This is a genomic window from Paenibacillus macerans (assembly GCF_900454495.1).
Taxonomy (GTDB): Bacteria; Bacillota; Bacilli; order Paenibacillales; family Paenibacillaceae; genus Fontibacillus; species Fontibacillus macerans.
Map to the genome: position 1 here is coordinate 2,084,519 of NZ_UGSI01000002.1, position 13,678 is coordinate 2,098,196.

The following is a 13,678-nucleotide window of genomic DNA, read 5'->3' on the forward strand; positions in this document are numbered from 1 at the left end:
ATGGAGCAAAGCATTGCAAACAGCTATAACGAAGCCAAAAAGCTATACGAACAGCATGGGATTAACGTTGAAGGCGCGCTTAAGCAGCTCGCCCGGATCAAAGTATCCGTACACTGCTGGCAGGGGGACGACGTCCGGGGATTTTTAAACAAAGACAAGGAACTGAGCGGCGGCATCGCGGTCACCGGCAGCTATCCCGGCCGGGCGCGGACGCCGGATGAACTGCGAAAAGATTTGGAGCAGGCGTTCGCTCTGATTCCGGGAAAACATAAGGTGAACCTGCACGCCATTTACGCCGACACGGATGAAACCGTGGATTTGGATGCCTTGGAGCCAAGGCATTTTACCGGATGGGTCAACTGGGCGAAGGAGCAGGGGCTTGGCCTCGATTTCAACCCGACATGTTTTTCGCATGATAAAGCCAAAGACGGGTTTACGCTCAGCCATCCCGACCCGGAAATCCGCCGGTTCTGGATCGATCATTGCAAAGCCTCGCGCAAAATCGCCGAATCGTTCGGCAAAGCGCTTGGCCAGCCATGCGTGACAAATGTCTGGATTCCCGACGGTTTCAAGGATTCGCCGGTCGACCGCCTGTCGCCGCGGGTGCGGCTGAAGGAAGCGCTCGACGAGGTTTTCGCCGAGGAGATCAGCGGGGAATACAACATCGACGCCGTCGAAAGCAAGCTGTTTGGCATCGGCTCGGAAAGCTACGTCGTCGGATCGCATGAATTTTATATGGGTTACGCGCTGACGAGAGGCAAAGCGGTATGCTTCGATTCCGGCCATTTCCATCCGACCGAAACGATTTCGAATAAGCTGTCTTCCTGGCTGCTGTTCGGCGATCAATTGCTGCTGCACGTCAGCCGTCCGGTCCGCTGGGACAGCGACCATGTGGTCACGATGGACGATGAGCTGCTGGATATCGCGCGGGAACTCGTTCGCGGCAATTTGCTGGACCGCACGCATATCGGACTCGACTTCTTCGACGGCAGCATCAACCATATCGCGGCTTGGGTGATCGGCACCCGGAACACGCTCAAAGCGCTGCTGCGCGCGATGCTGGAACCGGTCGAGCGGTTGAAGGAGCTGGAGCTGGCCGGCGATTACACGTCCCGGCTGGCGCTGGTCGAAGAATTCAAATCGTATCCGTACGGGGCGATCTGGGATTATTTCTGCGCTGCGCAGGGCGTTCCGGTGAGAGAAGCATGGCTGGCGGACGTGAAAAAATACGAAGAGAACGTCCTGGCGGTTCGCGGGTAAAGTAAAACGGCGTTTACGGATTATTAAAAAATATATATAAGGAGAGGAACCTGCTGTGAATACGATAACGGAGATGGAGAAAAGCCGGGTTTCGCGGGACTTGGAAATTCCTTTTGTCCGGGAAATGGCGGAGATTACGTATCATATGTGGCGGCTGGGCTGGGACGAACGCAACGGCGGCAATATCAGTTATTTGCTGGACGAGGCGGAGGTGCTTAAAAATCTTGGCGCCGGGCAAGGGGAGAAGACGAGGAGCATTCCGCTTTCTTTTCCGGTGAAGGAGCTGGCGGGCAAATATTTTGTCGTGACGGGGTCGGGCAAATATTTCCGGAACGTGATCTCCGATCCGGCAGCGAACCTGGGCGTCGTGCGGGTCGCCGCAGACGGGGAGCGGGTCGACGTGCTGTGGGGACTGCGCGACGGCGCGGTTCCGACCAGCGAGCTGGCCTCGCATTTCATGAGCCACATCGAACGGTTGAAGGCCGATCCCGAGCACCGGATCGTCATGCACTGCCATGCCACTAACGCGCTGGCGATGACGTTCATCCATGATCTGGACGAGAAAAAGCTGACGAAAACGCTGTGGGAAATGTGCACGGAGTGCCTGGTCGTGTTTCCTGACGGCGTTGGCATCGTGCCGTGGATGGTTCCGGGCAGCCCGGAAATCGGGCGGGCCACCGCCGCCAAAATGCGCGATCATCGCGTCGTGATTTGGCCGCAGCACGGGATATTCGGCAGCGGCCGCACGATGGACGAAACGTTTGGGCTGATTGAGACGGTGGAGAAGGCGGCGCAGATTTACATGCTGGTCGCGCACCATCCAATCAAGCAAAGAATCACCGACGCGCAGCTGCTTGATTTGGCTAAAGCGTTTGGGGTCACGCCGGCCGCGGGGATATTGGAATAAAGGATGCGCACCGAAAAACGGGCTCCGATTTGGGGGTCCGTTTTTTTGACATTATGGTGTCTTTCATTACGATAGACCATCAGCCCGACCTAAATCAACTGCCAAACGAATTAAAGTTTTCTTTTCAGGCTCAACCTTATAAACCGTACTTGAAGTTAGCCCCCGGCAACCGATCGTGGCAAGAAACGCGGAAGGGCTTTGAAAGCTTGAGGAAAAGGAAGGCCGGTGGGTGGGCGGCAGATCAACACTCGTTGTCCGGGTGCTTTGCATGATTATCCCGTTTTATCAGGTAGCAAGGAAATGGACAAGCTCGGTAAAAGTAAATATTTGGTGGAGAATCAGATCGATTCGAGAAAATGAGACAGTCTTGGGAGAAGGAAGCAGGTTTATAGGAGAAGTGAAACAGACCGGACAGGAAATCAATACAGGAGACCAAGAGTTGAGATTCAAGGACAAGACGCGGTGGAAACGAAAAGACCGTGATTTTACTTCAGCCTGAACCCTTCCGTCTGCAACAACGCCCGCACTGTTCATGCTAACTCCCACACCGTTCATGCTAACTACCAGCTATCAAATTGATCCGTATCAAACTCCCCCTCCACCGTTCCAACGTCTCGATCAGGCTGCAGCCGCAAGGGGCGGATTCGTTTGGCGCCCGATCAGCCGGCGGTAGGGAAGCACCGGTATCGCCACACACATCTGCAGCAACTTCTGCCCCCTGAACGAAAGGGATAATCGTGCAAAGGCAGCGGGCAGGGACTCCAAGGTAGAGCCACCAAGACAGGAACACCAAGACACGAACCCTTTAGACCGCCCCCTCACCTGGCGTTGATTTCGGACACTGCTCGGAGCGGCTACGGTGCAAAAGGTGCATCAAGGCTTGTCTGCCGATTTCTTGCTGTGAAAGTTGAGTTTGGGCAGCGTCTACAGATTGGAAAGAGCCTCCCCCTGCGCCCAGCGTTGAAGTCAGATCCAGACAAAGACGCTGTCAGACGTTTTTCTTAATTAACGAAAACGCTATTGCCTTTTTGAACGGACGACTTTAAAATAAAAGTATCAAAATTTGTACGTACAACATTTTAAGGCAAGTTTTTTATCATTCAATGTATGTACAAGTTGGCGATGGAAGGAACAATACTTTTTGGGAGGTTTTATTTTATGTTGAAGTTGAAACCGCATTCTTTTTGGTTTGTAACCGGCAGCCAGCATTTGTACGGTCCGGAGACCCTGGAACAGGTTGCCGAGCATTCCCGGATCATCGTCGAACAGTTTGGCAAAGATCCGGTGTTTGGTTTTCCGGTGGTGTTTAAACCGATTGTTAAGAGCTCTGATGAAATATACAAATTGATTTTGGAAGCAAACGGCGATGAGACGTGCGCGGGGATCATCACTTGGATGCACACGTTCTCGCCGGCCAAGATGTGGATTGCGGGGCTGTCTCAGCTGCAGAAGCCGCTGCTTCATTTCCACACGCAATTTAACCGCGATATTCCGTGGGAAACGATCGATATGGACTTTATGAACCTGAACCAGTCGGCGCACGGTGACCGCGAATACGGCCACATCGGCACCCGCTTGGGGATCGCCCGCAAAATCGTCGTCGGCCACTGGGAGGACGCGGAGGTGCGCGCCAGCATCGCCGGCTGGATGCGGACGGCCGCGGCTTACGCCGAAAGCCGCCAGCTGAAGGTAGCCCGGTTCGGCGACAACATGCGCGAGGTGGCCGTGACCGAAGGCGACAAGGTGGAAGCGCAAATCAAGTTCGGCTGGTCGGTGAACGGCTACGGCGTAGGTGACTTGGTGCAGGTGCTGAACGAGGTGAGCGACGCCGAAGTGAAGGCGCTGCTGGAAGAATACGCGGAAACGTACACGATCACGCAAGCCGGTTTAAGCGAAGGACCGGTTCGCGATTCGATCGCCTATCAGGCCAAGCTGGAAATCGCCATGAAACGCTTCCTCGAGGCCGGCGGGTTTGGCGCGTTTACGACGACGTTCGAAGACCTGCACGGACTGAAGCAGCTTCCGGGCTTGGCGGTGCAGCGCCTGATGGAAGCGGGCTATGGCTTCGGCGGCGAAGGCGACTGGAAAACCTCGGCCCTGACGCGCGTGCTGAAGGTGCTGGCGAACAACAAAAGCACGTCCTTTATGGAGGACTACACGTATCATTTCGAGCCGGGCAACAACATGATTCTGGGCGCGCACATGCTTGAGGTATGCCCGACGGTCGCGGCGACGAAGCCGACGATCGAGGTGCATCCGCTCGGCATCGGCGGCAAGGCGGATCCGGCGCGGATCGTGTTCGACGGCCAGGACGGACCGGCGGTGAACGCCTCGCTCGTCGACCTGGGACACCGGTTCCGGCTGCTCGTCAACGTCGTGGATGGCGTGAAGGTCGACAAACCGATGCCGAAGCTGCCGGTGGCCCGCGTGCTGTGGAAGCCGCAGCCGTCGCTGCGCGAGTCGGCGGAAGCGTGGATTTTGGCCGGCGGGGCGCATCATACCGTCCTGTCCTACGCCATCACGGCGGAAAATCTGGCGGATTGGGCGGAAATGGCCGGCATCGAAGCGGTGTTCATCGACAAGGACACGTCCGTACAGCGCTTCAAAAACGAGCTGCGCTGGAGCGACGCCGCATACCGCTTGCGTTAATCGCAGCCAAGCCGGACCGGCGGGTGGATATTGCTTGCGTTAACCGCATTGCGCTAACCGCAGCCGCTTCACGGCTCCGGCGGTTGCATTGGTTTCGTATTTTGCTTAACCTATGCGTTCACCCGGCATGTGATACAATAGCGGGTATATAGGTGATTGTGAGGGTGGACGAGAAATGAACGATAAGAGAGTTCCAAAATATTTGCAGTTGAAACGTGAATTGCTGTCGTGGCTGGAGTCCGGAAAACTGCAGCCCGGCAACCAATTTCCATCGGAAAACGAAATCGCCGAGCAGTTTGGCTTAAGCCGCCAGACCGTGCGGCAAACGTTCGGGGAGCTGGAGAAAGACGGCTGGCTGGAGCGGATTCAGGGCAAGGGAACGTTCGCCCGTAATCCCGAGCGCCGGGAAGGCGAAGCCGTCAAAACGATCGGCATCATTACGACGTACATTTCCGATTATATTTTCCCCCATATCGTCAGGGGGGCGGAAGCGGAGCTGCGCAGCCGGGGGTACCGCCTGCTGCTGTCGAGCACGGACAACACGAAGGAGAAGGAAATGGACAGCCTGCAGCTGATGACGAGCCAGCCGCTCAGCGGCCTGATCATCGAGCCGACGAAAAGCGCGGAGGGAAATCCGAATTTGGGGTATTTTTTGGACCTGCAGGAAAAGGGAATCCCGTATTTGATGATCAACGAGAAATACCGCGAGCTGGAATGCCCCTGCCTGAAAGTGGACGACGAGGCGGGGGGCCGCAAGGCGGCGCGTTATCTGCTGGAGAACGGGCACCGGCAGGTCGCCGGATTTTTCAAAAGGGACGACCTGCAGGGCGTTAACCGTTTGAAGGGTTTTTTGTCGGCGCATCGGGAATACGGAATTTCCGTTTCGCCGCAGCACGTAGTGACTTACACGACGGAGCAGAAGGCCGACTTTACGTATATGCGGACCATCGAGCTGTTGCAAGGGCCGCCCGAGCAGCGGCCAACCGCTTTCGTCTGCTACAACGACGAACTGGCGGTCATCCTGATGGACGCTGCCGCGGCCTGTGGTTTGCAGGTTCCGGAGGACATTTCCGTCATCGGGTTCGACGACTCCAGCCTGGCGGCCGCCTCGGGAACAAAGCTGACGACGCTGACGCATCCGAAAACCGTCATGGGCGAGCTGGCGGCGAGGCAACTGATCGGCATGATCGAACAGGGCGATAGATATGAGGATACGGTGTTTGAACCGGAGCTGATCGTGCGGGATTCCGTGCGGAAGCTAAGCGGCAACTAGAGCGGGATTCCGTGCGGCAGCCAGAACGGGACCCCGCGCGAGCTGAACGCTGATTCGAGCGGGAATCCCTCCGCCTGCGGCGGGAGTATTTTTGGGAATGTGAAATTTTGGGTTAACTTGAAATGGGTTCGGAAAGGAGCTGGACGAACGATGCTGGAAACGTTAAAACAGCAGGTGCTGGAAGCGAATCTGGACCTGCCGAAACACGGGCTTGTCACTTTTACCTGGGGGAACGTAAGCGGAATCGACCGGGACAGCGGTTTGTTTGTCATTAAACCGAGCGGCGTGCCTTATGAGGAATTGAAAGCGGAGCATATGGTCGTCGTTGACCTTGAGGGGAACGTGGTGGAGGGCGATCTGCGCCCATCCTCCGATACGCCGACGCATATGGTGCTTTACCGTTCGTTCCCGGATATCGGCGGCGTCGTGCACACGCACTCGCCTTGGGGCACAAGCTGGGCCCAGGCCGGGCGGGCGCTGCCGGCGTACGGGACGACGCATGCGGATTATTTTTACGGGGAAATTCCTGTGACACGGCCGATGACCAAGGCGGAGATTGATGGGGCTTACGAGTTGGAGACAGGCAATGTGATTGTGGAGCGCTTTAAAGGGCTCGATCCAAATCAGGTGCCGGGGGTGCTGGTGCATTCCCATGCGCCGTTCGTGTGGGGCAAGGATGCCCACAACGCCGTGCATAACGCGGTAGTGCTGGAAGAGGTGGCGAAAATCGCCGCCCGCATGCTGCAGATTAATCCGGACACGCCGCCGATGGACCAGACGCTGCTGGACCGCCATTTCCTGCGCAAGCACGGGGCAAACGCGTATTACGGGCAGAAGTAACCAAGGCAAGTTGTGCGAAAGTCATGGTAAATGAAGTGAACGTCCAAGCTAACGTCCATGGGGAAACAGCAAGTTTTGCCGCTAGCTGGCCGCTAGCAGGCGTTCGCTATTTTTGGGGGAGGGTATGAACATGGGCAAAAAGTACACGATTGGCGTCGACTACGGGACCCAGTCCGGACGCGCCGTGCTGGTCGATCTGGCGGACGGCCGCGAGGTGGCCGATCACGTTACGCCTTATCCGCATCATGTGATCGATGAGCGTCTTCCCGGATCCGGGATCAAGCTGGAGCACGACTGGGCGCTGCAGCATCCCGGCGATTACCTGGAAGTGCTGCGTCGTTCCGTACCGGCGGTGCTGAAGGAGTCGGGGATCGATCCGGCCGACGTGATCGGCATCGGGATCGATTTTACCGCCTGCACGATGCTGCCGGTCGACGCCAAGGGGCAGCCGCTCAGCTTCGACCCGGAGCTGACGGACAATCCGCACAGCTGGGTGAAGCTGTGGAAGCATCATGCCGCACAGCCGGAAGCCGATAAAATCAACGAGATCGCCGCCGCGCGGGGAGAAGCCTTTTTGCCGCGGTACGGCGGGAAAATCTCGTCCGAGTGGATGATCGCGAAGGTATGGCAAATTCTCGACGAAGCGCCGGAAATCTATGAAAAAGCCGACATGTTCCTGGAGGCGACGGATTGGGTCATCGCGCAAATGACCGGCAACATCGTACGCAACAGCTGCACGGCCGGCTACAAGGCGATCTGGCACAAGCAGGACGGCTATCCGGGCAAGGAGTATTTCAAGGCGCTTGATCCGCGGCTGGAAAATCTGACAGACACGAAGCTGCGCGGCGAGGTGATTCCGCTCGGGACGAGCGCGGGCGGGCTGCTGCCGGAGATGGCTGAGATGATGGGCCTTGCGCCAGGCATCGCCGTCGCGGTCGGCAACGTTGACGCGCATGCGGCCGTGCCGGCCGTTGGCGTTGTAACGCCGGGGAAATTGGTGATGGCCATGGGCACGTCAATCTGCCATATGCTGCTGGGTACCGAGGAGAAGCAGGTTGAAGGCATGTGCGGTGTCGTCGAGGACGGCATCATTCCGGGGTATTACGGTTATGAGGCCGGGCAATCGGCGGTGGGCGACATTTTTGAATGGTACGTCGAGGAAGCGCTTCCGGCGTACGTCAAGGAAGCGGCCGACAAAGAGGGCCTGAACGTTCATCAATGGCTGGAGCGGGAAGCGGCTGCTTACAAGCCGGGGCAGACCGGTCTGCTGGCGCTTGACTGGTGGAACGGCAACCGGTCCGTGCTCGTCGATACCGATTTGACCGGGATGATCCTCGGCATGACGCTGCTGACCAAGCCGCAGGAAATTTACCGGGCGCTGCTGGAGGCGACCGCTTTTGGCACCCGCAAAATCGTCGACGCGTTCCATGAGAACGGCGTCAGCGTCGACGCGCTGTATGCCTGCGGCGGCCTGCCGCAAAAAAACCGCCTGCTGATGCAAATCTACGCGGACGTGACGAACCGTGAGATTTTCGTGGCGGATTCCAAGCAGACGCCGGCGCTGGGCGCGGCGATGTTTGCGGCCGTGGCGGCCGGTGCGGCGGCGGGAGGTTACGACACGATCCTCGACGCGGCGGGGAAGATGGCCCGGGTCAAAGAGGAAACGTTCAAGCCGATTCCGGAGCACGTGAAAGTGTACGACCGTCTGTATCAGGAATACAGCAAGCTGCACGACTACTTCGGCCGCGGCGAAAACGACGTGATGAAGCGGCTGAAGCGGGTTAAGAAGTCGGCGGAGTAAGTGATATTGTCGGATGACAGGTTTCCGCGGCCTGGCACCATGTTTGACCTGACACCATGTTCTGATTGGAATTACTCCAATAGAATTGGAAATTAAGTGGTGAATACAGCGGCTTGATTGGATATTTTCCAATAGATTGGCTCGGAAGGGTGCAAAATGGGCAATCTGAGCGAAATCTATTGGAAGTTTTCCAATGAGCGGGCGAAATGGCGTCCGATTTCCGACAATCTATTGGATTTTTCCAATGTGAGGTGGAGGGCGTCAGGTTGCGGAGAAATGTTTCATAGGATTACCGGCGTATGGTATGCCACAATATTGATAGGCAGTGCGTTCATGCAAATAGTAGACAGGTTTATGTGAATAGGAGGGAGAGGGACCATGCTGGAGATGGATGGTTGGCAATTGCAGCATCTGGAGCGGATTGAGCTGGAGCGGGGAGTGCTTCGGGAGGTCGCGCCTTTTCTGCGGGAGCGGGAATATCAGCGCTCTATTTTGGTGGCGGACGAGAACACGTACAAAGCGGCGGGCGAAAGGCTGGCCCGCGATCTTGAGGGCGCCGGACTCGCCGCCAAGCTATGCTTGATCCGGCCGAACGACATGGGCGACGTCGTGGCCGACGAAGTGTCGCTTGTCCAATTGCTGCTGGAGGTTGGTCCGGAGGAGACGGATGCGCTGATCGCCGTCGGATCGGGCACGATCCACGATATCGTTCGCTTTGCCGCCCATAAGAGCGGCAAGCCGTTTGTTTCCGTCCCGACGGCGCCTTCCGTGGACGGCTTCACCTCCGCCGGCGCGCCGCTCATCATCCGCGGCGTCAAAAAGACCGTCCCGGCCGTGCCGCCGGTCGCCATTTTCGCCGACCTCGATATCCTGATGTCGGCACCCCAGCACCTGGTCGCCGCCGGCTTCGGCGACATGCTGGGCAAATACACCTCCCTGTTCGACTGGAAGTTCTCCAGCCTGACGGCGGGGGAACCGTATGACGAACAGGCGGCGCTCATTACCGAACGGGCGCTGCGTTCGTGCGTGGAGCATGCCGGAGAGATCGGCGCCCGCTCGGAGGAGGGCATCCGCGCCCTGATGACGGCGCTGATCGAGTCCGGCATCGCCATGCTGCTGTTTGGGCAGTCGCATCCGGCCTCGGGCGCGGAGCACCATCTCTCCCACTATTGGGAGATGGAATTTTTGCGCCGGGGCGAGCGGGCGGTGCTGCACGGCGCAAAAGTGGGCGCGGCCTGCGCCGAGATCGCCCGCGTTTACCATAACGCGGGCGAGCGGGGAATCTGCCCGGGCGCCGAGCCGGAGGCGCTCCGGCAGCACGGCGCGCAGGTCCGCGAATGGCTGAAGGATGTGCCCGAGGAGGGGCAAATCCGCGATTTGCTGCGCCAGGTAGGCGGACCGGCGAGCCGCACGGAGCTGGGCATCGACGATGATTTGTTCGCGCGCAGCCTGCTCGAAGCCCATCGGGTCCGGGACCGCCATACCTTGCTGCGGGCGCTTAACGAAGCGGACGAGTGATCACGGAACGGAAGCGTTGTGGGGACCTATCGCAAGGTAGCGGTGAGGAACTCCGAGGCTTTTAACCGATTCGAACAAAAACGAGCCGAAGGCGGTATAAACCGCGAATCGGCTCGTTTTTTTGGCAATCGTTTGCTTTAATATTCGCTCGCTTTGTTCATGAAGAGATCCTTTCCTCTTCTCCGATGTTCAGCATGGCCATAAGGGCGAGCAGGGCGCTGGTGGGATGCGAGTTTTTCCGCACGACCAGTTCGGTTTTCGTTTGCCGGAATGACTCCGGAACCTGGTGAACGTAAAGATTGCCGGCGTTCGCTTCTTTCTCGACGACAACCCGCGGCAGCAGCGAGATGCCTAGCCCTGCGGATACGCCTCCAATTATCGCCTCCAGCGTGCCGAACTCCATCGTGTGCGGGTAGTTCTGACCGCGGTTGTGCTGCCAACTCTCCAGCAATTCCCGGTACGCGCAGCCCCTGCTGTACACGAGATTCGGTTTGGCGAGCGCTTCGTCGAGCTCCGTGATGTCCGGCGGGGAAATCAGCACCACTTCTTCCTCAAAGACGGGATAGGCCTCCAGGTCAGGGTGGTTGCAGTGGCTGCTGATGAAGGCGACGTCCAGGTCGTATTGCAGCATTTTTTCCATTAAACGATCCGACAAGTCGGTGATCAGCGAAATTTCCACTTTCGGGTACCGTTTGTAATATCGGCTCAGCAGCTTGGGCAGGCGTACGGCCGCCGTCGTCTGCGAAGCGCCGATCAGAAGCGGGCCGCCCGGTTCGCCGGAAGAGGTAAGGGCCGCGGCGGCTTCATCCAGCAGGCCGATGATTTTGTCGGCGTAGTCCAGGAGCATTTTGCCGCTGGAGGATAACGTCATCCCCCGGTTATGGCGATGAAACAGCGCGGTTCCGAGTTCGGATTCCAGCTGCCGAATGCGCGAGGTCACATTGGACTGCACGTAACCAAGCCGCAGCGCCGCTTTCGTAATGGAACCTTCTCTGGCCACCGCCTGAAAGATGCGCAAATCCGCGCTCTCCATGGTCGTTCTCCTCCGTTTCTTTTTGGTATCAAAAAACATGATATCAGATATCTGTATCAATCATTATACATAATTGCAGGCCTCCGGTACAATACAAACATGATTCGCGAAAGGGAGGCTGCAACATGAAAATGAACGGGTTCAAATATACCGGCCTGCTCCTGTTGACCACGTTTTTGATGGGGATTGCTTTTCCGGTCGGCAAGCTGGGGTTAAATTATGCTCCGCCTTTTTTACTGATGGGGATGCGGTTCGTTTCGGCCGGAGGTTTGCTCGCGCTGTTGACGATGAAAAAGCGGCAGCCTCGCGGGTTAAAGCAATGGCTGCAAGCCGCAGCCCTCGGCTTGTTCCAGTCGGCCGGCGTAATGGGCTGCGCCTACTACAGCATGCATTGGATCACTTCGGGGGAATCGGCGATCATCACCAGCACGAGCCCGCTGATGCTGCTCGTCATCGGGGCGGTCATGAACCGCGGCGCTTACCGCATTTGGCAATGGTTTGGGGTTGTCATCGGGTTTGCCGGCGTGCTGCTGACGTTTGGATTGCATATGAAAATCGAGCTAGGGACCTTTGTTTCCTTTGCGGGAGCGGTTTGCTTTACGGTCGCCACGCTCATCATCAACCGCATCGGCCCGGCATTTGATTTGAAGGTCCTCGCCGCTTATCAGATGATGGCCGGAGGGACTACGCTGCTCGTGTTAAGCGGGCTGACGGAAAAGCCGTTTTTCTCCGTGACCTTGACGTCGTTGCTGGTGCTGCTCTGGCTGGTGGTTATGTGTTCGATCGTGCAATTTTCAGTCTGGTTTTATTTGCTTCAAAACAGCGATCCGGCCAGGACAAGCGCTTTTCTGTTTTTGGTGCCGCTGTTTGGCGTGCTCACAAGCTGGCTGCTGCTGGGCGAGCAGGTGAATTGGTATGTATATGCGGGCGGAGCGTTGATCTGTGCCGGTATTTTTATGGTAAATTGGCAGGGCAAGCGGGAAATCGGCGGCGCTAAAGAAGGGGGGGCCGGAAAAAGTGACACGGCCGAGGCGAAGGGGCAAGGGAGCCGTACCATAACGGACATATAAAGAGGAGGAGCAGATATGAGCTTTCACAACAAAGTAGTTTTAGTCACCGGCGGAGGCACGGGAATTGGCCGGGCCACCAGCCTGCTGCTGGGCGAAAGAGGAGCGGCCGTCGCCGTCAATTACTCGCGATCCGCGGTGGAAGCGGAAGAAACCGTACGGGAAATCAAACAGGCGGGGGGCCGGGCGCTGGCCATCCGGGCGGACGTGTCGCGGGACGACGAGGTTCGGGAGATGGTGGAGCAGGTGGTACGCCAATTCGGCACGCTCGATTATCTCGTCAACAACGCCAGCATCACCCGATATATCGCGATGCAGGATCTGGATGCCGTAACCGAGGAGATATGGGACGATCTGCTTGGAGTGAACGTCAAGGGGATGTTCAACTGCGCGCGCGCCGCGGCACCCTATTTGAGAGAGGGGAAGCAAGGGGCGATCGTCAACGTCGGAAGCGTCGCGGGAATGACGGGAAAAGGCTCGTCCCTTCCCTACGCCGTTTCGAAGGCGGCCGTACACGGCTTAACCAAATCGTTGGCGCACGCTTTGGCGCCGGAGATCCGCGTATGCGGCATCGCTCCGGGAGCGGTTGCGACGAGATGGTGGGAAGGCAAAGAAGAACAAATGCGGTCGCTCATCACCCACCTGCCGCTGGAGCGCATTTCCCCGCCGGAAGAGATCGCTCAGCTCATTTGCGCCGTTCTGGAGCAGTTTTCGCTCACTGGGCAGATCATTACGGTGGATAACGGGCAAACAATGTAGCCGGGCAGCGTGGAACAAATTGTGAAACTCCGGCTGCTAACGGACCTGAACGACCTTATTTGCTCGAAAAGACAGAGTTTCTTTTTCTAACGGGCCTGCTTGCGGGACCACCCTCATAAAAAATAGCGGAACTTTATGGTTTTATTTTCCGGAATCCGGCATATTCATCCCCATTAGCGACAATTTTTGTCCTTATTTTCCAATGAACGGTGCGAAAAGTGGCCATCTCCCTGTGATTCACTAGAATAGCGACATAAATTTCCCCTATTCCTCTCCAACTGGGTGATCCCGCCGAATTAGCGACATTTTTTGTTCTTATTTCCTGGCTTGTGTTTAGCCCAAAGCGCAAGTCTGCCAGAAGTTCAATAAACGAGCTTCCGGGCAGACTTTTTGTTATGCCGCCGTTCGGCTATCGTCTTCAGTTATTGTCTTCGGCTATCGTTTCCGACTATCGTTTCGCACGTTGTTTTCCCGCTCTCCTTTTCCCGCAAACGGCCATTGCCGCATCGCTTATGAGACGGCAAAGGCGACGCGCCTAGTGGACCTGGTGCACCACGACAACAAGCTCGTA

Annotated in this window: 10 protein-coding genes; 9 read left to right on the forward strand and 1 reads right to left on the reverse strand. The window is 57.3% G+C overall.

The genetic code is table 11. From position 1 onward, the window contains the following. The 7 genes from rhaA to DYE26_RS32595 all read left to right on the forward strand — a co-directional run bounded on the left by rhaA (window position 1) and on the right by DYE26_RS32595 (window position 10,248). On the forward strand, window positions 1-1,260 hold the full coding sequence (rhaA, locus tag DYE26_RS32555; protein ID WP_036620990.1) for an L-rhamnose isomerase: 1,260 nt from the start codon (window positions 1-3) through the stop codon (window positions 1,258-1,260). A 73-nt stretch (window positions 1,261-1,333) separates the two neighbouring features. Next, window positions 1,334-2,167, forward strand: a complete 834-nt coding sequence (gene rhaD, locus DYE26_RS32560; protein WP_155621092.1) for a rhamnulose-1-phosphate aldolase — start codon at window positions 1,334-1,336, stop codon at window positions 2,165-2,167. 1,158 nt (window positions 2,168-3,325) lie between these two features. Then, complete coding sequence (gene araA, locus DYE26_RS32570) at window positions 3,326-4,816, forward strand: L-arabinose isomerase (protein WP_036620994.1); 1,491 nt, start codon at window positions 3,326-3,328, stop codon at window positions 4,814-4,816. 175 nt (window positions 4,817-4,991) lie between these two features. Then, window positions 4,992-6,089, forward strand: a complete 1,098-nt coding sequence (locus DYE26_RS32575; RefSeq protein WP_036620996.1) for a GntR family transcriptional regulator — start codon at window positions 4,992-4,994, stop codon at window positions 6,087-6,089. A gap of 150 nt (window positions 6,090-6,239) precedes the next feature. Further along, a complete protein-coding gene (gene araD / locus DYE26_RS32580; protein ID WP_036620998.1) occupies window positions 6,240-6,929 on the forward strand; it encodes an L-ribulose-5-phosphate 4-epimerase in 690 nt (229 codons plus the stop codon). Between the two features lie 130 nt (window positions 6,930-7,059). Next, entirely contained in the window at window positions 7,060-8,730 is a 1,671-nt protein-coding gene (locus tag DYE26_RS32585; protein WP_036620999.1) for a ribulokinase, read from the forward strand. Between the two features lie 378 nt (window positions 8,731-9,108). Then, the gene (locus DYE26_RS32595; RefSeq protein ID WP_036621003.1) at window positions 9,109-10,248 is read left to right on the forward strand and encodes a sn-glycerol-1-phosphate dehydrogenase; all 1,140 of its coding nucleotides are present in this window, start codon (window positions 9,109-9,111) and stop codon (window positions 10,246-10,248) included. Window positions 10,249-10,405: 157 nt separating this feature from the next. Here DYE26_RS32595 and DYE26_RS32600 read toward each other — a convergent pair whose 3' ends face one another. Continuing rightward, the gene (locus tag DYE26_RS32600; protein WP_051985342.1) at window positions 10,406-11,281 is read right to left on the reverse strand and encodes a LysR family transcriptional regulator; all 876 of its coding nucleotides are present in this window, start codon (window positions 11,279-11,281) and stop codon (window positions 10,406-10,408) included. A gap of 125 nt (window positions 11,282-11,406) precedes the next feature. Between DYE26_RS32600 and DYE26_RS32605 the strand changes: the two genes are divergently transcribed. After that, entirely contained in the window at window positions 11,407-12,351 is a 945-nt protein-coding gene (locus tag DYE26_RS32605) for a DMT family transporter (protein WP_227872831.1), read from the forward strand. Window positions 12,352-12,366: 15 nt separating this feature from the next. After that, window positions 12,367-13,107, forward strand: a complete 741-nt coding sequence (locus tag DYE26_RS32610) for an SDR family NAD(P)-dependent oxidoreductase (protein ID WP_036621005.1) — start codon at window positions 12,367-12,369, stop codon at window positions 13,105-13,107. The last annotated feature ends 571 nt before the right edge of the window (window positions 13,108-13,678 follow it).

Coding starts and splice junctions, on each gene's coding strand:
- araA (WP_036620994.1), top strand. CDS start 3,326: ATGTTGAAGTTGAAACCGCATTCTTTTTGGTTTGTAACCGGCAGCCAG.
- DYE26_RS32610 (WP_036621005.1), top strand. CDS start 12,367: ATGAGCTTTCACAACAAAGTAGTTTTAGTCACCGGCGGAGGCACGGGA.
- DYE26_RS32605 (WP_227872831.1), top strand. CDS start 11,407: ATGAAAATGAACGGGTTCAAATATACCGGCCTGCTCCTGTTGACCACG.
- araD (WP_036620998.1), top strand. CDS start 6,240: ATGCTGGAAACGTTAAAACAGCAGGTGCTGGAAGCGAATCTGGACCTG.
- DYE26_RS32595 (WP_036621003.1), top strand. CDS start 9,109: ATGCTGGAGATGGATGGTTGGCAATTGCAGCATCTGGAGCGGATTGAG.
- rhaA (WP_036620990.1), top strand. CDS start 1: ATGGAGCAAAGCATTGCAAACAGCTATAACGAAGCCAAAAAGCTATAC.
- DYE26_RS32585 (WP_036620999.1), top strand. CDS start 7,060: ATGGGCAAAAAGTACACGATTGGCGTCGACTACGGGACCCAGTCCGGA.
- DYE26_RS32600 (WP_051985342.1), bottom strand. CDS start 11,281: ATGGAGAGCGCGGATTTGCGCATCTTTCAGGCGGTGGCCAGAGAAGGT.
- rhaD (WP_155621092.1), top strand. CDS start 1,334: ATGGAGAAAAGCCGGGTTTCGCGGGACTTGGAAATTCCTTTTGTCCGG.
- DYE26_RS32575 (WP_036620996.1), top strand. CDS start 4,992: ATGAACGATAAGAGAGTTCCAAAATATTTGCAGTTGAAACGTGAATTG.